At 64.6% G+C, this 20604-nt stretch carries 23 protein-coding genes; 20 read left to right on the forward strand and 3 right to left on the reverse strand.

Translation table 11 applies throughout. From position 1 onward, the window contains the following. Positions 1-24: 24 nt before the first annotated feature. Positions 25-1062, reverse strand: coding sequence for a type IV pilus twitching motility protein PilT (locus ACDH77_RS14005; protein WP_003489919.1), 1038 nt, complete (start codon positions 1060-1062; stop codon positions 25-27). Positions 1063-1479: 417 nt separating this feature from the next. On the opposite strand from ACDH77_RS14005, the gene ACDH77_RS14010 reads away from it, so the two are divergent. The 7 genes from ACDH77_RS14010 to ACDH77_RS14040 all read left to right on the forward strand — a co-directional run bounded on the left by ACDH77_RS14010 (position 1480) and on the right by ACDH77_RS14040 (position 6452). Beyond that, a complete protein-coding gene (locus tag ACDH77_RS14010; RefSeq protein WP_008571828.1) occupies positions 1480-2172 on the forward strand; it encodes a YggS family pyridoxal phosphate-dependent enzyme in 693 nt (230 codons plus the stop codon). A gap of 43 nt (positions 2173-2215) precedes the next feature. Beyond that, entirely contained in the window at positions 2216-3070 is an 855-nt protein-coding gene (gene proC / locus ACDH77_RS14015; protein ID WP_011348110.1) for a pyrroline-5-carboxylate reductase, read from the forward strand. Positions 3071-3629: 559 nt separating this feature from the next. Further along, positions 3630-4055, forward strand: coding sequence for an HU family DNA-binding protein (locus ACDH77_RS14020; protein WP_008571830.1), 426 nt, complete (start codon positions 3630-3632; stop codon positions 4053-4055). 106 nt (positions 4056-4161) lie between these two features. After that, a complete protein-coding gene (locus ACDH77_RS14025) occupies positions 4162-4803 on the forward strand; it encodes a M23 family metallopeptidase (RefSeq protein ID WP_014090668.1) in 642 nt (213 codons plus the stop codon). A 57-nt stretch (positions 4804-4860) separates the two neighbouring features. After that, entirely contained in the window at positions 4861-5202 is a 342-nt protein-coding gene (locus tag ACDH77_RS14030) for a DUF3861 family protein (RefSeq protein WP_003489901.1), read from the forward strand. Positions 5203-5257: 55 nt separating this feature from the next. Next, positions 5258-5800 (forward strand): hypothetical protein, encoded by a 543-nt coding sequence (locus ACDH77_RS14035; RefSeq protein ID WP_014090670.1) that lies wholly within the window; start codon positions 5258-5260, stop codon positions 5798-5800. A 55-nt stretch (positions 5801-5855) separates the two neighbouring features. Beyond that, positions 5856-6452, forward strand: coding sequence for a DUF1439 domain-containing protein (locus ACDH77_RS14040; RefSeq protein WP_008571834.1), 597 nt, complete (start codon positions 5856-5858; stop codon positions 6450-6452). 112 nt (positions 6453-6564) lie between these two features. Here ACDH77_RS14040 and ACDH77_RS14045 read toward each other — a convergent pair whose 3' ends face one another. Both ACDH77_RS14045 and ACDH77_RS14050 read right to left on the reverse strand, forming a co-directional pair. Beyond that, positions 6565-7107 (reverse strand): type 1 glutamine amidotransferase domain-containing protein, encoded by a 543-nt coding sequence (locus tag ACDH77_RS14045; RefSeq protein ID WP_008571835.1) that lies wholly within the window; start codon positions 7105-7107, stop codon positions 6565-6567. A 102-nt stretch (positions 7108-7209) separates the two neighbouring features. Continuing rightward, a complete protein-coding gene (locus ACDH77_RS14050; protein WP_003487757.1) occupies positions 7210-7677 on the reverse strand; it encodes an SET domain-containing protein in 468 nt (155 codons plus the stop codon). A 172-nt stretch (positions 7678-7849) separates the two neighbouring features. Here ACDH77_RS14050 and ACDH77_RS14055 point away from each other — a divergent pair, with 172 nt between their 5' ends. The 13 genes from ACDH77_RS14055 to ACDH77_RS14115 all read left to right on the forward strand — a co-directional run bounded on the left by ACDH77_RS14055 (position 7850) and on the right by ACDH77_RS14115 (position 20544). Continuing rightward, positions 7850-8308 carry an SUF system Fe-S cluster assembly regulator gene (locus ACDH77_RS14055; protein WP_011348117.1) on the forward strand — a complete coding sequence of 153 codons (459 nt, stop codon included), beginning with the start codon at positions 7850-7852 and terminating at the stop codon, positions 8306-8308. A 15-nt stretch (positions 8309-8323) separates the two neighbouring features. Beyond that, a complete protein-coding gene (gene sufB, locus ACDH77_RS14060; protein ID WP_372353506.1) occupies positions 8324-9781 on the forward strand; it encodes a Fe-S cluster assembly protein SufB in 1458 nt (485 codons plus the stop codon). 155 nt (positions 9782-9936) lie between these two features. Further along, positions 9937-10701, forward strand: coding sequence for a Fe-S cluster assembly ATPase SufC (gene sufC, locus ACDH77_RS14065; RefSeq protein ID WP_008571840.1), 765 nt, complete (start codon positions 9937-9939; stop codon positions 10699-10701). Continuing rightward, positions 10701-11963: a Fe-S cluster assembly protein SufD gene (gene sufD, locus ACDH77_RS14070; RefSeq protein ID WP_031423569.1), complete on the forward strand. Its 1263-nt coding sequence runs from the start codon at positions 10701-10703 to the stop codon at positions 11961-11963. The genes sufC and sufD overlap by 1 nt, the downstream gene beginning before the upstream one ends. Then, entirely contained in the window at positions 11960-13204 is a 1245-nt protein-coding gene (locus ACDH77_RS14075) for a cysteine desulfurase (protein WP_005913317.1), read from the forward strand. The genes sufD and ACDH77_RS14075 overlap by 4 nt, the downstream gene beginning before the upstream one ends. A 150-nt stretch (positions 13205-13354) precedes the next feature. Continuing rightward, positions 13355-13894 carry a GNAT family N-acetyltransferase gene (locus ACDH77_RS14080; protein WP_008571841.1) on the forward strand — a complete coding sequence of 180 codons (540 nt, stop codon included), beginning with the start codon at positions 13355-13357 and terminating at the stop codon, positions 13892-13894. Next, the gene (locus ACDH77_RS14085; protein WP_031423573.1) at positions 13891-14220 is read left to right on the forward strand and encodes a non-heme iron oxygenase ferredoxin subunit; all 330 of its coding nucleotides are present in this window, start codon (positions 13891-13893) and stop codon (positions 14218-14220) included. Before ACDH77_RS14080 ends, ACDH77_RS14085 begins: the two co-directional genes overlap by 4 nt. Positions 14221-14568: 348 nt before the next feature. Next, on the forward strand, positions 14569-16887 hold the full coding sequence (locus tag ACDH77_RS14090) for a TonB-dependent receptor (protein WP_372353507.1): 2319 nt from the start codon (positions 14569-14571) through the stop codon (positions 16885-16887). Positions 16888-16935: 48 nt separating this feature from the next. Beyond that, a complete protein-coding gene (locus ACDH77_RS14095; RefSeq protein ID WP_008571846.1) occupies positions 16936-17622 on the forward strand; it encodes a Fe2+-dependent dioxygenase in 687 nt (228 codons plus the stop codon). Beyond that, on the forward strand, positions 17615-18373 hold the full coding sequence (locus tag ACDH77_RS14100) for a tetratricopeptide repeat protein (protein ID WP_031423578.1): 759 nt from the start codon (positions 17615-17617) through the stop codon (positions 18371-18373). Before ACDH77_RS14095 ends, ACDH77_RS14100 begins: the two co-directional genes overlap by 8 nt. Before the next feature lie 7 nt (positions 18374-18380). Further along, on the forward strand, positions 18381-19022 hold the full coding sequence (locus ACDH77_RS14105; RefSeq protein ID WP_031423580.1) for a PepSY-associated TM helix domain-containing protein: 642 nt from the start codon (positions 18381-18383) through the stop codon (positions 19020-19022). Positions 19023-19043: 21 nt separating this feature from the next. After that, positions 19044-19559: a DUF2271 domain-containing protein gene (locus ACDH77_RS14110; RefSeq protein WP_014090678.1), complete on the forward strand. Its 516-nt coding sequence runs from the start codon at positions 19044-19046 to the stop codon at positions 19557-19559. Positions 19560-19740: 181 nt separating this feature from the next. After that, complete coding sequence (locus tag ACDH77_RS14115; RefSeq protein ID WP_372353508.1) at positions 19741-20544, forward strand: DUF4198 domain-containing protein; 804 nt, start codon at positions 19741-19743, stop codon at positions 20542-20544. The last annotated feature ends 60 nt before the right edge of the window (positions 20545-20604 follow it).

Below are 20604 nucleotides of genomic sequence, written 5' to 3' on the forward strand. Positions count from 1 at the left end.
CCAATCCCGAATCCCGAATCCCGGCTACTCGAATATCCGCTTGTCCTTGGCGTACTCGCGGGCCTGGTTGCGCGTGATCAGGCTGCGCTTGACCAGGTCCTGCAGATGCTGATCCAGCGTCTGCATGCCGTATTGCTGGCCGGTCTGGATCGAGGAATACATCTGCGCCACCTTGTCCTCGCGGATCAGGTTGCGGATGGCCGGGGTGCCGACCATGATTTCCCACGCCGCCGTGCGGCCGCCGCCGACCTTCTTCAGCAGTGCCTGCGAAATCACTGCGCGCAGCGATTCGGACAGCATCGAGCGCACCATCGGCTTTTCGCCGGCCGGGAACACGTCGATGATGCGGTCGATGGTCTTGGCCGCCGAGCTGGTGTGCAAGGTGCCGAACACCAGGTGGCCGGTTTCCGCGGCGGTGAGCGCCAGGCGAATGGTTTCCAGGTCGCGCAATTCGCCGACCAGGATGATGTCCGGGTCTTCGCGCAGTGCCGAGCGCAGCGCCTCGTTGAAACCGTGGGTGTCGCGATGCACCTCGCGCTGGTTGATCAAGCACTTCTGCGAGGTGTGCACGAATTCGATCGGGTCCTCGACGGTGAGGATGTGCCCGTACTCATTCTTGTTGATGTAGTCGATCATGCCTGCCAGCGTGGTCGACTTGCCCGAGCCGGTCGGGCCGGTGACCAGGATCAGGCCCTGCGGCTGGTCGATCAGCTGGCGGAAGATCGGCGGGCAGCCCAGGTCTTCCAGCGTCAGCACTTCGGACGGAATGGTACGGAACACCGCGCCGGCGCCGCGGTTCTGGTTGAACGCATTGACGCGGAAACGCGCCAGCGATGGAATTTCGAACGAAAAGTCGACCTCGAGAAATTCCTCGTAATCGCGCCGCTGCTTGTCCGACATGATGTCGTACACCAGCGCGTGCACCTGCTTGTGGTCCAACGCCGGAATATTGATGCGACGGACATCGCCATCGACACGGATCATCGGCGGCAGCCCTGCAGACAGGTGCAGGTCCGATGCCTTGTTCTTGACAGAAAACGCCAATAGTTCAGCGATATCCATGCGCTGCTTTTCCCCTAGGCTGCGATTGGAAGGTACTCCCCGGCCGGCAGTATAGCGTTCTGGCTGCCGGCGGGAAGCAGCCCTGTCGCCGGTTCAGGTCGGCCGCAACGCGCCTGGCTGAAACCGTTGCCTTGCGCCCGGGTGCGGAACCGCCCAAGGCCGAACGGCTGCTGCTCGGTGGCTTCAAGGAATGCTGGCGAGCGCAGCGCTGGCCCGAGCGTAGCCGGTCGCGCTGCCGTCAGTGCGTATCGCGCCGGGCCTTGATCGGATCTGGGGAAGGTCTCCCACCTTGCTTCCAGACACTCCTCTAAATACACGCAGCGCCGGCGCGCCGATACAGGCGCCCGGCAGCCCCCAACTGGATGGAAGCGTCTGCGGCCGGCACTATAGCGTTCCCGCCCTTCTTCGGAATGCCACGTGCCGGCTTCGTCGCTGCAGCAGATTCTCGATGCCATCCACGCCGCGGCGGCCGCACACGCGCGTGCCGACGTGCGGCTGCTGGCGGTCTCCAAGACCAAGCCGGCCGACGCCGTCGCCGCCCTGGCCGCGCAGGGCCAGCGCGCCTTCGGCGAAAATTACGTGCAGGAAGCCGATGCCAAGATTGCCCAGTTGCGTGCGTTGGGTTTGGAATGGCATCTGATCGGCCACCTGCAATCCAACAAGGCCGAACTGGCGAGCCAGTGCTTCGATTGGGTGCAGACGGTGGACCGCGCCAAATTGATTCCGCTGCTGGCACGCCATCGCCCTGCCGACCGCGCGCCGTTGAATGTGTTGATCCAGGTCAACATCGACGACGAGGACAGCAAGCATGGATGCGCACCCGAAGCGATCGACAGCCTGGCCGAAGCGATCGCCCTGCAACCGCGTTTGCAGCTACGCGGACTGATGGCCATCCCTGCCCCGTTTCCGGATCAGGCACGACGCCAGGCCGCGTTCATGCGCATGCAGGCGCTGTTCGAGCAGCTGCAAGCCCGCCATCGGCAGGTGGACACCTTGTCGATGGGCATGAGCTCGGATTTCGCCGAAGCGATCGCGGCCGGCGCCACCATGGTGCGGGTGGGCACGGCGTTGTTCGGTGCGCGCGATCAGGCGCCGGCCGCCTCTGCCTGATCGCCTCGCCTCCCACATCGATTCGTCTTATGAAGGTGCCGCAATGAACACACCTGCCTCGTCATCGCCCTCGTCTTCCGCTGCCACGTCCATCGCTTTCGTCGGCGGCGGCAACATGGCGCGCAGCCTGATTGCCGGGCTGATCCGGCAGGGCACGCCGGCTGCCAGCATCCGCGTGGCCGAGCCGGTGGCCGAGCTGCGCGACGCCTTGGCGCGCGACTTCGGCGTGCAGGTGGTCGAGGATGCGCGCGCCGCTGTCGATGCGGCCACGACCTGGGTCTTGGCGGTCAAGCCGCAGGTCTTGCCAATGGTGTGCGCGCAACTGGCAGATCTGGCGCAGGCACAACAACCGCTGCTGGTTTCCATCGCTGCCGGCATCACCGCCACGCAGCTGCAGCGCTGGTCGGGCGGCGATATCGCGGTGGTTCGTGCGATGCCCAACACACCCGCCCTGCTCGGCGCCGGTGTCACCGGGCTGTACGCCAACGCGCGCGTGTCGGCGGCGCAACGCCAACAGGCGACCCAACTGCTGGACAGCGCCGGCGTCACCGTCTGGATCGACAACGAAGCGCAGATGGATGCGGTGACCGCGGTCTCCGGCAGTGGACCGGCCTATGTGTTTCTCTTGGCAGAAGCGATGGAAGCTGCCGCGCAAGCGCAGGGCCTGCCCGCCGCAACCGCGCGTACCTTGGTGTTGCAAACGCTGCTCGGCGCCGCACGCATGCTCACCGAATCGGGCGAACCACCGGAGGTCCTGCGTCGCCGCGTGACCTCGCCCAACGGCACGACCCACGCCGCCATCGAGACGTTCCAGGCCGGCGGCTTTGAAGCCCTCACCGCCCAGGCCATTGCCGCAGCGACCGAACGCGGCCGCAGCCTGTCCGCGGCCAATGACTGATTGAAACGCGGCGGGTCTGCATGTCGCGTATCGCGCGGTGCCTTCGCGTGGCGCGCATGGCACGCCGAAAACGATTCGAACATCTGCGCAAACCGCCGCGCCAGCGCCTGATCACCGGAAGGTGGATGCAGGGCAATACAAGGCCGAAGGCTGCATAGCGCCCAATAACCGCTCCATTTGCCGCACATGGAACGTGCGTTCACGTTTGCAATCGATGGCAGCCATCTTGTCGGCGCGTGGCCCCGTTACATGCATCCCCCAAAAGGCTGGCCTTATCGGCTCGTTGCATCGTCGCCCCGGATGCGTGTTGCGGCGTTTGCTCGCGCAAACGATCTGCTGCTGTGCGTCAGACATGCAGCCAACGCGCGCATGGCACGGGCAAGCCGATGCGTTTTGTGCGCTTTTTCTGCCGCTGGTGAACGAATCCCCGTCGAAAGATGCTTTTTTCGTGCTGTTTCATCGTTTGCCTATTGGCGGCGCGCAGCAGTTGCCCTACATTTCGCGTTGCCGACTGGGTCGGCAGACCCAACACCACCAACGAATACGGAACACATCACTCATGGCAAAAACCGCCGCTAAGAAGGCTGCCCCCAAGAAGGCAGTGAAAAAGGTCGCCGCGACCAAGACCGCAAAGCCGGCCAAGGCCGCTGCTGCCAAGTCCGCTGCGCCCAAGCCGATCAAGGAAGCACTGAGCAAGACCGGCCTGGTCGCGCACATTGCCGAAAGCACCCAGTTGGCCCCGAAGGACGTCCGCGCCGTGCTGGCTTCGCTGGAAGCCACCGCACACGCCTCGCTGAGCAAGAAGGGCGTCGGCAGCTTCACCATCCCGGGCATGCTCAAGCTGACCACCGTGCACGTGCCGGCCAAGCCGAAGCGCAAGGGCATCAACCCGTTCACCAAGGAAGAGCAGATGTTCGCCGCCAAGCCTGCGACCACCAAGCTCAAGTCACGTCCACTGAAGAAGTTGAAGGACGCGGCGCTCTAATCGAGCACGCATCCTGTATCACGAAGACGGCCTGCGGGCCGTCTTTTTTTTGCGCTCGCTCCGCAGAGAGCAGCACATACCGCTCATCGGCACTGCCCTACCCTGCATGCTGGTTCGCCATCTGCAGGTGCCTGTGACCGGTCCGTCGAACACCCCGCCATCGTCGCCACGCCGAGTTGCCACCCGTAGCCCGGCACGTCGCCTGCGCAGCATTGTTGTCTCCATTGCGCTGTTGTGCGTGCTGGCGGTGGCCGCGCGCTGGGCCTGGCAGCTGCCGATCGCCCATCAGCTCCGTACCAGCTGGGAGCTGTCGCAAATGCCGCCGCCTGCGCAGTTGCATGTGCCGGTGGAAGGCGTGCGTGCGCGACAGATTGCCGACACCTTTGGTGCACCGCGTGGCCGCGACCGTACGCATGCGGGCGTGGATATCTTCGCGCCACGCGGTACACCGGTGGTGGCGGCAACGCGCGGCGTGGTCAGCGCCATCCGCGACCAGGGCCTGGGCGGAAAACAGGTCTGGCTGCTGGGTCCAGCGATGGAACGGCATTACTACGCGCATCTTGACGATTGGGCTGCCGGCCTCGCAGTAGGCGATGTGGTCGAGCCCGGCACCCTGCTCGGCAAGGTCGGCAGCACCGGCAATGCGCGCGGCACGCCGCCACACCTGCACTATGGTGTCTATGGACGCAACGGTGCGTACGATCCGCTGCCACTCCTGCGCAAACCTGCCGCTCGGCCAGCAAACTGAGCACGTTGGAACACTGCGTCATGGGCCACCCTATCGAGACGGTTGCGTCCTACGCCTATGGTGAGCACAGCCCAGAACGACGCGACCCATATGTCCCGCAAACGCTATCGCATCACGGTCACGCCGATCGAAAACGACGGCCGCCCTTGTGACGACCGCTGCACCATCGAATTCGAACAACGCTCGCGCGCCGACTGGATGCGGCTGCTCGAAGAACTGCACCTGCGCCGCGACCTGAGCAGCGACGAATGCGCGGCACTGACCGTAGGCTCGCAGTTGCTGGAAGACCTGGCGGCCCGCCCACGCGCCCAGCCCAGCGATGCGCTGGACGCATTGCGTCCCAAACTGCAGCTGCTGCTGGAACGCCTGCAGCGCGTACACCCCGCCACCGGCGCCTGAAGACGCATCGCCACACGTACCCGCTACACTGCGCACCTCGGGGATGGGACGCGCCATGCGCTGGATGGGAATGCTCGTTATCGCAGCCGCACTTTCCGGTTGCAGCTGTCATCGCACTGGCGATCCGCAGGCAAACGTCGCCTCGGCGACGCACGCTGCGAGCGCATCGCGCCCGCTCGATAACGCCGCTACCGGCACCGCGACCGCATCACCCGCCCCTGCGGCTGATCCCACCGATGCCATTGCGTTGGCCAACTACGCCCAAGCAAGCGCCACCGTTCAACGCTACCTCGGCGCGTTGCCGGGAGCGGCGCGCGCGCAGGCCGATGCCTTATGGGCCGGCGGTCGCCCTCCCCCGGTACCGGACGATGCGGCCTTGCGTGCCATCCCCAATATCCAGTCGATGCGCATCAACAACGATCCGCCCTTTGCACTGGATCAGGCGCAGCCGCCACAGCGTATCGAAGTACCGGTGCAATTGACGGTACGCACCACCACCGGCACGCAACGCCTGGTCGGGGCATACCGGCTGCAACCCCGGGCCGGCAGCGATGGCTGGGAAATCTATTCGGCCACGCTGCAGCCGGTGTTGCGCTAACCCGTGGTTCACCGGCGCCGACTAAGGTGATGTCACCTGTTGCCGGAGTCACCCGATGAAACTGCGTTCGCTTGCCGGTTCCATGCTCGCCCTCGCCTTGGCAATGCCCATCACCAGCGCCTGGGCTGCGCCGCAGATCCAGGGAAAACAAATCAGCGTGCAGGCCAGCGACCTGCAGCACTATCTGGGTGGTCGCTTCCCGCAGACACATGACACGCTGGGCGGGCTGATCGCGATGACGGTCAGCAACCCGGCGCTATCGTTGCCGCCAGGCGATCGGCTCAAGATGGCCTTCGATCTTGCCGTGGCGACCGCAGGCGGCGCTCCTGCACCGGTCGGCAATGTGACCTTGACCAGCGCACTGCGCTACGACGTGGCCAAACAGGGCTTTTATCTGGATCAACCCAGCATCGACGACTTCCGCCCCGCCCATGCAGGCGCAAAGCTCGACCACAGCACGCGGCAGCTGCTCAATACCTGGCTGGCCGACTATGCGCGCAAGGAGCCGATCTATCGGATCGACCCGGCCATTGCATCCGTGATGGGTGCGGTGCAGGTGGAATCGGTCGGCATCCAGAACGGGCGGGTTGCGGTCAACTTCAACCAGAACATCGAGCAACTGGTGCCCGCGGCAGCGCTGTCCGGGAAGTAGGTCCGCGTGGTATTGGCGTGGATGGCGACAATCCACGCAAGGCTACACATCAAGGCCCGACGCATCTGCGCCGGGCCTTGGTGTTTCGAGCTGACACTGGCCAGTGAAGAACCTATGCAGCCAAGGCCTTGGCCACGGCTGCGGCGAATGCAGGAATGTCGTCCGGCTTGCGGCTGGTAATCAGTTGGCCGTCGACCACCACTTCGGCATCCTGCCAGCGCGCACCGGCATTGATCAGGTCCGTCTTGACCGATGGCCATGAAGTGACCTTGCGGTCGCGGACCAAGTCGCTTTCGAGCAGCAACCACGGCCCGTGACAGATCGCCGCCACCGGTTTTTGTGCGTTCGAAAACGCGCGAATGAACGCGATTGCCTGCTCATCGGTGCGCAGTGTGTCGGGATTGAGCACACCGCCAGGCAACACCAGTGCGTCGTAGGATTCCGCCGTTGCCTGATCTAGCTGCCGATCGACCGTTACCGAATCGCCCCACTCTGTGTGATTCCAGCCGCGAATTTGCGCGCCGTCGCCGGGCGCGATCACCTCGACCTTGGCACCCCAGCCTTCCAGCAGGCGCTTGGGTTCGGTCAGTTCGGATTGCTCGAAGCCATCGGTGGCCAGCACGGCGACGGTTTTGCCAGAGAGCGAATAAGACATGGGAGGCTCCTTGAAAAGAAGCCCAGACCCTAGGAATCACGCCGTTGCGCATCCGTGAACCGATGTGTGCGCGGCGTCAGTACGCGCCACATGGCTGCGTGCTCAGCGCTTGGGTTGCAGCATCGTTCCGGTGCAATTCTTCGAGCCGCACCGGCATTCCCAAATTTTCTTCAGGCGTGGCGTATGACGCTCGGCAAGGGTGATGCCGTAGTTATAGGTGAGCTCTTCGCCGGGTTTGATGTCGCGCTTGGCCTCGATGAAGATCTTGTCCTTGCGGCGGTCGTCGCCCTCGGCTTCTTCGATCACCGCCTCGCAATTGGGATCGCAGCTGTGGTTGATCCAGCGCGCGACATTGCCTTCGTAGTTGGCATCCAGCACGTAGTCGTCGCTGAGCGTGAACAAAAAGGTATGCCCGCTTTCCACGTCGCCGGTGTCGTCGGCATCCACTTCGGCATGCGTGCGCAGCCGCCCCTTGTATTGAATGATGCGCTCGCCCTTGCGGAGCGGGGCGAGGGCGAACATGCCATTGCCGTGGATACGAGACTTGCGGGCGGCAACTTTGCGCGACATGTAAGGGTCCAGTGATGGGGCCGCTCATTGTGACTGCAGCGCGCCACTGCGCCAAGCACAAGCGCAGCGTGCGCCGCAACGGGCCACACTTGCCGGCGGCTGAACCGCGCCGTTGGCCCTGCCCTGCCGGAAAGAGTACAATTTCGGTCCGCTTTCGGATTCCGCCTTCACCATGTTGCGCGTCACCAAACTCACCGATTACGCCACCGTGGTGCTGACCGTCCTGGCGGCACGCTGCGATCAGGTGCTCAGCGCAAGCGAATTGGCCGAACAGGCCGGTCTGGAAGCACCGACTGTCAGCAAGATTCTCAAGCCGTTGTCGCAGGCAGGCCTGGTCGAAGGCTTGCGCGGCGTGCACGGCGGCTACCGGCTTGCGCGCGCCGCCAGCGACATCACCCTGGTGGAGATCGTCGAAGCGATGGAAGGTCCGTTGGCGATCACCGAATGCAGCCAGGACCACAGCCAGTGCGGTATCGCGCAGCGCTGCGGCGTGCGGTCGAACTGGCGCCTGATCAACGACGTGGTCGGCGATGCCTTGCGCCGCGTCACGCTCGCGCAGATGTTGCAGCCCCTCTCTCTCCCTGGCGACAGCCGTCGGCGTTCGATCGCCGCACGCGTCGCGACCACCTGACCTGTAGGCAGCCCAATGGCCACCGAACTTGCTCCTCCGCAGAATGCGCAGATCCTCGAACGGCTGGGTCGACGTTACGACGCCGGCTTCATCACCGAAATCGAATCGGACTCATTGCCGCCCGGCCTGGACGAAGACGTCATCCGTGCGTTGTCGGCCAAGAAAGACGAGCCGCAATGGATGACCGACTGGCGTCTTGAGGCCTATCGCCATTGGCTGAAGATGCCGATGCCGGAGTGGGCGAAACTGCAGATCTCGCCGATCGATTTCCAGGCGCTGAGCTATTACTCCGCACCCAAGGGCCCGAAGTACGCCTCGCTGGGAGAGGTGCCCAAGGAATTGCTGGACACCTACGACAAGCTTGGCGTGCCGCTGCACGAGCGCGCCAAGCTGGCCGGCGTCGCAGTCGATGCGGTGTTCGATTCGGTCTCGGTCGGTACCACCTTCCGCAAGGAGCTGGCCGAAAAAGGCGTGATCTTCTGTTCGATGTCCGAGGCCATCAAGGAACACCCGGAGATCGTCAGGCAGTATCTGGGCAGCGTGGTGCCGGTGGGCGATAACTACTTCGCCGCGCTCAACTCGGCCGTGTTCTCCGACGGCAGTTTCGTGTTCATCCCTGCGGGTGTGCGTTGCCCGATGGAATTGAGCACCTACTTCCGCATCAATGCCGGCCATACCGGCCAGTTCGAGCGCACCTTGATCGTGTGCGAAGACAAGGCCTACGTCTCGTATCTGGAAGGCTGCACGGCGCCCATGCGCGACGAGAACCAGCTGCATGCGGCGGTCGTCGAGCTGGTGACGCTGGAAGATGCAGAAATCAAGTATTCCACCGTGCAGAACTGGTACCCGGGCGACGAGGAGGGCCGGGGCGGCATCTACAACTTCGTCACCAAGCGCGCCGAATGCCGTGGCGCGCGCAGCAAGGTGACCTGGACCCAGGTCGAAACGGGCTCGGCGATCACCTGGAAGTATCCGTCGTGCGTGCTGATCGGCGACGATTCGGTGGGCGAATTCCATTCGGTCGCGCTGACCCACCACCGTCAGCAGGCCGACACCGGCACCAAGATGATCCACATCGGCAAGCGCACCAAAAGCAAGATCGTCAGCAAGGGCATCAGTGCCGGACGCGGCCAAAATACCTATCGCGGCCAGGTCAAGGTGGACCGCAATGCCGATGGCGCACGCAACTACACGCAGTGCGATTCGCTGTTGATCGGCAAGCAGTGCGGCGCCCACACCTTTCCCTATATCGAGGTGAAGAACCCGGGTGCCACCGTCGAACACGAGGCCACCACCTCCAAGATCAGCGACGACCAACTCTTCTATTGCCGCGCGCGTGGCATCAGCCAGGAAGATGCGGTGTCGTTGATCGTCGACGGCTTCTGCAAGCAGGTGTTCCGCGAGCTGCCGATGGAGTTCGCAGTGGAAGCCAAGAAGCTGCTGGAAGTCTCGTTGGAAGGCAGCGTCGGCTGACACATCTTTCCTTCTCCCCTCGGGAGAAGATGGCGCGCAGCGCCGGATGAGGGTACGAGCGAAGCCAAGTGCACTCAAACAGCACGATGCTTCGCACTAACCCTCACCCCAACCCCTCTCCCGGCGGGAGAGGGGCTCAATCACTGGATAAGACTATGCTCAACATTCAAAACCTCCACGCCAGCATCGCCGGCAAAGACATCCTCAAAGGCCTGTCGCTGGACATCCAGCCCGGCCAGGTGCACGCCATCATGGGTCCCAATGGCGCGGGTAAATCCACGCTGGGCAATGTGCTGGCCGGTCGCGATGGCTATGAGGTCGGCGCAGGCAGCGTGCAGTTCGACGGCAAGGATCTTCTCGACCTTCCACCGGAAGAACGCGCCGCCGCCGGCCTGTTCCTGGCCTTCCAGTACCCGGTGGAAATTCCCGGCGTCAACAACACCTATTTCCTGCGCGCCGCGCTCAATGCGCAGCGCAAGGCGCGCGGCGAAGACGAGCTGGATTCGATGCAGTTCCTCAAGCTGGTGCGGCAGAAGCTGGCCGTGCTGCATCTGAAGGACGAGCTGCTGCATCGCGGTGTCAATGAAGGGTTCTCCGGCGGCGAAAAGAAGCGCAACGAGATCTTCCAGCTGGCAGTGCTCGAGCCCAAGCTCGCCATCCTGGACGAGACCGATTCGGGCCTGGATATCGATGCGCTCAAGAGCGTGGCCGACGGCGTCAACGCGCTGCGTTCGCCCGAGCGTTCGTTCCTGGTCATCACCCACTATCAGCGCCTGCTCGACTACATCAAGCCGGACGTGGTGCATGTGCTGGCCGAGGGCCGCATCGTGCAGAGCGGTGGCCCGGAACTGGCGCTGGAGCTGGAAAAGCACGGCTACCACTTCCTGAAGGACCGCGTCGTGCCTGAGGTTGCCGCCTGATGAGCGCCCTGCTCGATTCCCTGGCGCGCGGTTTCTGCGGCAGTGACGCACGCCGCGCCGAGCTCGATGCCGCCCTGCAGACCGGCCTGCCCGGCCCGCGTGCCGAGGCCTGGAAATACACCTCGTTGCGGCAGCTGGAACGGCGCAGCTTTCAGCCTGCCCCGCTGGTGCCCACGCTGGTGGATGCCGCCGCGCTGGACGACATTCCGTCGCCACGCCTGGTCTTCGTCAATGGCCGCCCATCCGAGGCGCTCAGCGATCTGTCCACGTTGCCGGAAGGCGTGCAGTTGGACACCCTGTCTGCATCGTTGGCTGCAAGCGACGAGGCGCAGCAGTTGCTGGGCCGCCGCTTCGACGGCAGCGATGAGGTCTTTGCGCGCCTGAATGCCGCGCTTGCCGACGAAGGCGTGCTGGTGCGCGTGCAGGCCGGCGCGCAGATCGCGCTGCCGCTGCATCTGGTGTTCGTCGGCGTGGCCGGCGAGCAGGATCTGTCGTGGCATCACCGCCATCTGATCGCATTGCGTGCCGGCGCCGCATTGCAGGTGGTCGAGCATCATCTGCACGTGGGCGATGCCGCGCATCTGGCCAACAGCGTGATGCATGTGCATCTGGCCCAGGGTGCAGCACTGTCGCACGCGCGCGTGCAAGCCGGCAGCGCACAGGCGACGTCGCTGCTGCGCACCGACGCGGTGCTGGCGCGCGACGCCCGCTACCAGCGTGTGGACCTGGAGTTGGGTGCCGGGCTGTCGCGGCACGAGCTCAACGTGCGGCTGGAAGGCAACAACGCCCACCTCACCGCCAATGGCGTGCTGCTCGGCAACGGCCGCCGGCATGTGGACACGCGCCTGGGCATTGAGCACATCGCGCGCGACACCGCCTGCGAGCTGGTGTGGCGCGGTGTGGGCGCGGACCGCAGCCGCGTGGTATTCCATGGGGGCATCCGCATCCGCGCAGGTGCCGACGGCACCGATGCACGGTTGTCCAACAAGAATCTGCTGCTGTCGTCCAACGCCGAAATCGACACCCAGCCGGTGCTGGTGATCGATGCCGACGAGGTACAGGCCGCGCATGGTGCCACGGTGGGCCAGCTCGACGACAACGCCTTGTTCTACTTGCGCTCGCGCGGCTTGCCGCAGGAAGAAGCGCAGCGCCTGCTGAGCGCCGCGTTCTGTCATGAGCCCTTGCGCGTGCTGCCAGCCGCCCTGAGTGCCGTGCTGGCACTGCAATTGGACCGTGCATTGAATTCGGCAGGCGTGGCATGAACATGCCGGCCATTCCGCCCAGCGCAGCGCCCGATTGGGACCGTGTGCGCCTGGATTTCCCGCTGCTGATGCGGCAGGTGCATGGCAAGCCGCTGATCTATTTCGACAACGCCAACACCGGGCAGAAGCCGCTGCAGGTGATTGCCGCCACCGACGAGTTCTACCGGCGCCAGAATGCCAACGTGAGCCGTGCCGTGCATGCGCTCGGCAGCGAGGCGACGGACGCGTTCGAGGGCGCGCGCAGCAAGCTGGCGCGCTTTCTCAACGTCCGCGCCGATGAGCTGGTGCTGTGCAGCGGCACCACCTTTGCAATCAATCTGGTGGCGTATTCGTGGGCATTGCCGCGGCTGGGCGCCGGCGATGTGATCCTGATTTCGCGCATGGAACACCATGCCAACATCGTGCCGTGGCAGTTGGTGGCCCAGCGCACCGGCGCCACCATTCGCGTGGCCGAAATCACGCCCGATGGCGCGCTGGATCTGGATGCCTTGCGCAAGGCGATGACCCCGGACGTCAAGCTGCTGGCAATCACCCACGTGTCCAACGTGCTCGGCACGGTCAACCCGGTACGCGAGATCTGCCGCGAAGCGCGCAAGCGCGGCATCGTCACCATGGTGGACGGCTCGCAGGCGGCACCGCATCGACGCATCGACGTGGCCAGCATCGGCTGCGATTTCTACGCCATCACCGGGCACAAGATGTGCGGCCCTACCGGCACCGGCGCACTGTGGGCACGTCGCGAGCATCTGCAGGCGATGCCGCCGTTTCTGGGCGGCGGCGAGATGATCAAGGAAGTCAGCTTCGAGAACACGGTCTTCAACGATGCGCCGCACAAGTTCGAAGCCGGCACGCCCAATATCGCCGGTTTCGTCGGCCTGGGTGCGGCGGTGGATTACCTGGAGTCGCTCGGGCTGGCGCACGTGGAAGCACGCGAAGCCGAACTGCTCGCCCATTTCACTGAAGAGCTGCAACGCATCGATGGCCTGCGCATCTTCGGCACCACGCCCGACAAGGCCGCGGTGGTGTCGTTCCTGATCGAAGGTGCGCACTCGCACGACCTGGCCACCCTGCTCGACCTGGAAGGCGTCGCGGTGCGCTCGGGCCAACACTGCGCGCATCCGCTGCTGCAGTACTACGGTGTCGCCGCCACCTGCCGCGCGTCGCTGGCGTTCTACAACACGCACGACGAAATCGAGCGCTTTGTCGCCGCGTTGGTGAAGGTGCGTCGACTGTTGGGCTGATGGGAATCGGGAATCGGGAATGGAGAATCGGAAGAGCGGTTCTCCCGAACGCTGGTAACGCCGGTAACGCTCGATGCATGGAACATGGCTCATCGAGCAGCACGTGCTTTTCCCCATTCCCGATTCCCGATTCCCGATTAAACTGCCTCCATGCAGACCACCACTTTCCGCACCGCCACCGTCGCTGACATCGACGCCCTTGTCCTGCTGGTGACCTCGGCCTATCGCGGCGATAGCAGCCGCGTGGGCTGGACCACCGAGGCCGATATTCTCGAGGGTGCGCGTATCGATCCGGCCGTGCTGCGCGACGATCTCCTGCGCGAACGCAGCCTGGTGCTGGTGGTCGAACAGGATGAGCGGCTGGTGGCCTGTGCGCATATCGCCGATGACCATGGCGCCGGGTACTTCGGGATGTTCGCGGTGGATCCTTCGTTGCAGGGCAGCGGGCTCGGCAAGACGCTGTTGGCCGAAGCCGAGCGCCTGGCACATAGCCAGTGGCAGCTGCCGGTCATGCGCATGACCGTCATCGATGTGCGCGATGAACTCATCGCGTTCTACGAACGCCGCGGGTATCGCCGCACCGGCATCGTCAAACCCTTCCCGTACGGCGACGAGCGCTTCGGCATTCCGCTGCGCCAGGATCTGCGTTTTGAAGTGCTGGAAAAGCAGTTGGGCGGGCCAACCCCGTGAGCGACACCTGGACCTTCGTCTGTGCCAGCGATGCGCTGCTGCCCGGTGAAATGCAGACCGTCTGGGACGAGGTCACCGACACGCCGATCGTGGTGTTCAACCTCGATGGCGCCTTGTATGCGCTGGAAGACCGCTGCAGCCACGAAGACTACGAATTGTCGCCCGGCAGCTTCGATCCGGTTGCCGGCACCATCGAATGCCAGTTGCATAGCGCGCGCTTCGATGTCCGCGACGGCCGCCCCTTGTGCGCGCCTGCCTACACGGCCGTGCCCAAGTTCCCGGTCAAGCGCGAACACAACGGTATCTGGACCCGCGACGATCGCTGACGCGGTGCATTGCGGCGGCCAGCGCTCCAGGGCGCTAGGGCGCCACGCGTTGCAGCGTCTGCCATCGATCGGTAAATATTGCAAAGAAGAATGATTTGCATTTAAGATCGCATCCTTAAGGCCTTCTTAACAACTGGCCTGTCTGCGACCCCATGCAACCAGTCCTGCTCGACACCCGCCCCGCTCGTTCGCTGCGCCTGCGCGCCCTCGCGCAGCGCTTCAGCTTGCCTGGCTTCGGCGACTGTCGGCGCAGCGCTTCGGGTTAGCCGGCGCAGCGTCCACGCATTCCATCCCGCATCCGCCGAGCCATCGCCAGGTGGGAGCCTCGCCTCCTCTTTGAGACCTTCCATGACGCCTAGCATTTCCCCGCTCGCTTCGGCCGTGCTGCTGACGCTGTCCGCCCCCGCTTTCGCCCAGCCCGACGATGTGTCGGCGCCTCCAGGGGCGGTGGATCTGGATGCGATCCGGGTGCAGCAGGAACGTGCGCAGAAGCCCTCTTCGCCCAAGTACACAGAAGCGCTGCGCGACACGCCGCAGACCATTACCGTGGTCACCAAGCAGACCATGGACCAGCAGAATCTGCTGTCGCTGCGCGATGTGCTCAGCACCCTGCCCGGCATCACCTTCGGCGCGGGCGAAGGCGGCGGCGGCTATGGCGACAGCATCAACCTGCGCGGCTTCACCGCCAGCAGCGACATCACCACCGACGGCGTGCGCGACAGCGCGCAGTACAGCCGCAGCGACACCTTCAACCTCGAATCCGTCGAGCTCATCAACGGTGCCAACTCGGCCATGTCCGGCGCCGGCTCGGTCGGTGGCAACATCAATCTGGTCACCAAGACTGCCGGCCAGGGCAACTTCACCAACGTCATGATCGGCGGCGGCAGCGACCGTTACGGCCGCCTCACTGCCGACAGCAATTACGATTTCGAAAACGGCACTGCCGTGCGCTTGAATGCGATGGGCCACACCCAGGACGTGCCGGGCCGCGATGAAGAATTCCGTCACCGCTGGGGGTTTGCGCCGTCGGTGGCGTTCGGCCTGGGCTCGGACACGCGTTTCACGTTGAGCTATCTGCACCAGCACGACAACAACCTGCTGCAGTACGGCGTGCCCTTCGCGCTCAGCCCGTTCAACGATGGCCCGCTGCCGGGCGTGGACCGCGAAACCTACTACGGTTATCGCAATGTGGCGCGTCAGGAGATCGACGTGGACATGCTCACCGGCGTGCTGGAAATGGACTTCGACGACAACGTCAAACTGCGCAGCCTGGCGCGCTTGCAGCGCGTGGATCAGCGCACCACCGCCACTGCTCCGGAGGGCACCTGGTGCCTGCCCGACAACACCAACGCCTACACCGGCCGCGCGTGCGTGGGCCAGCCGCCGTCCACCTGGAACCCCAACAGCGGGCCGCGCGGACTGGTGCGCGATACCGAAAACTTCATCGCGCACAGCCAGACCGACCTGACCGCCACGCTGCACACCGGTGCAATCGAACATCGCGTCGTCGCCGGCGTCGCCTTCAGCAAGGAAGACTTCGAGCTGGATAGCGGTTCGCTGTTCCGCAATGCCGACGGCTCCACCACCGGCATCACCTACCCGCTGCAGTCGTTCGACAACCCGTACAACATCTGGACCGGCCCGCAGAACTATTTCCGCACCGGCCGCAGCAAGGGCAGCCTGACTAACCAGGCGGTGTACCTGTTCGACACGCTGCAATTCAACGAGCAATGGATGCTCAACCTGGGCGGCCGCTACGAGCACAACGAGGGCGACACCACCACCTATACCGTCAACGCCACCGGCGGCATCACCGGCGTGACTGCGGGCTTCCCCGCCGGCAGCAAGGATGATCTGTTTTCCTATCGCGCCGGTCTGGTGTTCAAGCCGGTCGACAACGCCAGCCTGTACCTGTCCTATGCAAATGCGAAGACGCCTTCCAAGGCCTCGGTCAACGGCTCGTGCACGCCGATTGCCACCTCCACCGTGGGTGCCAACTGCAATGTCGAACCGGAAACCGCGGTCAATATCGAACTGGGCGGCAAGTGGGATGCGCTGGACGAGCGCCTGGCGCTGACCGCCGCGGTGTTCCGCAACGAACGCGAGAACTACAAGGTCAACAGCGGCGACCCGCTGGTCCCCGAGCAGGTGCTGGACGGCAAGGCGCGCGTGGACGGCATTGCGCTCGGTGCGGCCGGCTACCTGACCGAGCGCTGGTCCATCTTCGCCAACTACACCTTCCTGGACAGCGAAGTGCTGCAGAGCGTGTCCAACCGCACCGCCAGCCTGACAGGCGACCCCATCGCCGGGCGCGAGCTGGTGCAGACCCCGCGCAACGCCGGCAATCTGTGGACCACCTACCAGCTCAACCAGTGGACCTTCGGTTACGGCGTCAACTATCAGGGCAGCTTCTACCCGAACAACACCTCGACCGCGGTCTACCGCAAGACCGACGCCTATTGGGTGCATCGCGCCATGGTCGGCCTGCGCGTCAACACGTGGCTCAGCCTGCAGTTGAACGTCAACAACCTGTTCGACAAGGTCTATTACACCAGCATCCGCAACAACCTCACTGTCAATGCCGCAGGAACCGTCACGGCGGGTAGCGGTTGGGCATTGCCGGGGGACGGCCGCTCGGCAGTGTTGAACGCCACCTTCAGCTTCTAACCCTCAGGCACGCCGTGCGCGCTGCGCGGGCGACGTGGAGACCACCGCATGTTGCTGCCCATTCCCGATGTGCTCAATCACGCGCAGCTCAGCCAGCTGCGCGCACAGCTGGACGCGGCCGACTGGGCAGACGGCCGCATCACCGCCGGCCACCAGTCGGCACAGGCCAAGGACAACGCACAGTTGCCCGAAGACAGCGCCGTTGCACGCGAGGCCGGCGCGCTGGTGCTGGAGGCACTGGCGCGCAGCAGCACGTTCTTTTCCGCAGTGCTGCCGCGCAGGATCTATCCGCCGCTGTTCAATCGCTACAGCGGCGGGCAGTCGTTCGGCTATCACGTCGACAATGCGATCCGCTACGACCGCAGTCGCGGCGGCGCAGATCCCGTGCGCACCGATGTCTCCGCTACCTTGTTTCTCAGCGACCCGGACAGCTACGACGGCGGCGAGTTGGTCATCGAAGACACCTACGGCACGCAGTCGGTCAAGCTGCCGGCCGGACATCTGGTGATCTATCCGGGCACGAGTCTGCACAGGGTCATGCCGGTCACGCGTGGCGCGCGCGTGGCTTGCTTTTTCTGGACTCAAAGCATGCTGCGTGACGCTGCGCAGCGCCGCCTGTTGTTCGAACTGGATGTCTCGATCCGCCGCCTCACCCAGGACACGCCCGGGCATCCCTCATTGATCCAGCTCACTGGCGTGTATCACAACCTGTTGCGGCAATGGGCCGATGTCTGAGCCGGCGCTGGACATCACGCAGCTGAGCGCGTTGCTGCGCACGCAGCCGGAACAGGCACGTGCGCTCTTGCACAAAGCCGCTGCGAACCATGACGTAAGTGCACAAGTGCTGCTCGCGCAGATGTACGCCGAAGGACGCGGCATTGCCGCAGATCCGGCTGCAGCGATGCTGTGGTACGAAGTGGCCGCCAACGCAGGGTGTGCGGAGGCGATGAACCAGCTGGGCCGCTGCCATGAGCTCGGGTTCGGCACGGCCAGCAACGATGTGCTGGCCGTGCTGTGGTATCGCCACGCCGCCGAACAGGGCCTGGTCTGGGGCATGTACAACCTGGCGCACATGTACGCCTCCGGGCGCGGCGTAGCGCAGGACCACACGCAGGCATTGGCGCTGTACCGCCGCGCGGCCGAAGCCGGTCATGCCAAGTCGATGAACTTCCTGGCGCGCTATCTCGACCAGGGCCTGGCCTGCGCTGCAGATCCCCTGGCCGCATGTGTGTGGTACCGGCGCTCTGCCGAAGCGGGCGATTTCCGCGGTCAGGCCGGCTACGCCACCCTGCTCGCCGACAGCGGCGAGCTGGATGACGCAGAACAGTGGATGCGCCGCGCCATCGCAGGTGGCCACGCCGGTTTTCTGCAACAGCTCGCCCCGCTGCTGGCCGGCGCGCGCCATCCGCGCCTGCGCGCCTTGCTGCACGAGGTGGCTGCACGGCAGCGGCAGTTGCAGCCTCGCGTGTCTGACGTTATGGCCTGAGCGCAGCATGTCCACCTCAGACCACGCTCACCTCGCCAGCGCGCAGCAACGTCGCGGTTTCTGGCTGCGCATGCTGCATCAGTGGCACTGGATCAGCTCGGCGTTGTGCCTGATCGGCATGCTGCTGTTTACGGTCACCGGGCTGACCTTGAATCACGCCGCGCGCATCGAAGCCAGCCCATCGGCCGAGCAACGCACGCTGACGCTGCCGCCTGCCCTGCTGCACACGCTGGGCAAGCGGCAGGACGGCAATGCACCGCTGCCGCCCCGTGTGGCGCAATGGTTGGGGCGCCAGCTCGACATCAGCATCGGCGCGCGCAACGGAGAATGGTCGGCCGACGAGGTGTATGTCGCACTGCCCCGCCCAGGCGGCGATGCGTGGCTGAGCCTGGACCGTACGACGGGTGCAATCGAATACGAGCGCACATCGCGTGGCTGGGTCGCCTATCTCAACGACCTGCATAAAGGTCGCAACGCCGGGCCGGCCTGGGGCTGGTTCATCGATGTCTTTGCGATCGCCTGCCTGGTGTTCTGCATCACCGGCCTGTTTCTTCTTCACTTGCATGCACGGCAGCGGCACATGACCTGGCCGCTGGTCGGCCTGGGCCTGCTGATTCCGCTGTTGCTTGCCCTGCTGTTGGTCCACTGAATCCTTCTACCGGAGACGATCATGCGCGCCACATTGACCATCGCCCTGAGCGGCCTGCTCGCCATGCCGGCATATGCGGCCACGCTCGACATCAACATCGAAATCCCCAAGCTCAACGTCGCCGAATACCACCGCCCGTATGTCGCGGTCTGGCTGGAAGGTGCCGATCAGAAGGTCGCCGCCAATCTGGCGGTCTGGTATCAATCCAGGGACACCGCCGAAGGCCACGGCACCAAATGGCTGCCGGATCTGCGCCAGTGGTGGCGCAAGAGCGGACGCACCCTGAGCGTACCGGTCGACGGCGTCACCGGCCCCACCCGGCCGGCCGGCGCGCATGCGCTATCGTTTTCCGACACCAAGGGCGCATTGAAGTCGCTGCCGGCTGGGCAATACACGCTGGTGGTGGAAGCCGCACGCGAAGTTGGCGGCCGCGAGCTGGTCAAGGTGCCTTTCACCTGGCCGGCGACCTCCGCGCAGACAGCCAAAGCCAGCGGCAGCAGCGAGCTCGGTGCGATCAGCCTGGTTGCAAAGCCCTGAACGCTGCGCTGGCGTTGACGGTGCTCTCCAGCACGTCGATGTTTCCGCAGGTCACACCTGCCGCATGGCGGCAAGGCGTGTTGCTTCACACCCGGCGCTTTCCACGCATGTAGACAGCGTTGCAGTCTCGCCCTGATCCCACATGCGTCCCATCGTTGTCATCGTCTTTCAAGGAGTCGTCATGAAACGCTCGCTCGTCCTGATTAGCCTGCTTGCCAGCCTGCCGCTCAGCGCACTTGCTCATAAGGCCTGGTTGCTGCCGTCGCAGACCGTCATCGCTGGCGACGCGCCGTGGATCACCGTGGATGCTGCAGTGTCCAACGATCTGTTCTACTTCAACCACGTGCCGCTGCGACTGGATAACCTGAGCATCACCGCCCCCGATGGTAGTGCGCTCACGCCGGAGAACCCGGCGACCGGCAAGTACCGCAGCGTGTTCGACCTGCAGCTCACCCAGCCCGGCACCTACAAGCTGGCCATCGTCAATGCGGGCCTGTTCGCCAGCTGGAAGGAAGACGGCAAACCCAAGCGCTGGCGCGGCAACGAAACCCGCTTCGCCACCGAGGTGCCGAAGAACGCGCAGGATTTACAGGTCTCGCAGTCCTTCAATCGGGTGGAAACCTTCGTCACCCGCGGTGCGCCGACCACCACGGTCTTCAAGCCCGCCGGCAAGGGCATCGAGTTGATTCCGGTGACCCATCCCAACGATCTGGTTGCCGGCGAACCCGCGCAGTTCACCCTGCAGCTGGATGGCAAACCGGCCGCCGGGCTGGAGATCGAGATCGTGCGCGGCGGCACCCGTTACCGGAATGCGCAAAACGAGATCAAGCTCAAGACCGATGCCAAGGGTGGCTTCAGCGTGACCTGGCCGGAAGCCTGCATGTATTGGCTGGAAACCACCAGCGAAGACACAACGACCTCGCTGCCGCAGGCCAAGCAACGTCGCCTGGGCTATGTCGCCACGCTGGAAGTGCTGCCGCAGTAATCTGCCGGCACGCGGCAGGAGCGCACGCAACGTGCATCCTGCCGCCCCATCTTCATAAGA

The organism is Xanthomonas axonopodis pv. maculifoliigardeniae (assembly GCF_041519315.1).
Classification (GTDB): domain Bacteria; phylum Pseudomonadota; class Gammaproteobacteria; order Xanthomonadales; family Xanthomonadaceae; genus Xanthomonas; species Xanthomonas euvesicatoria.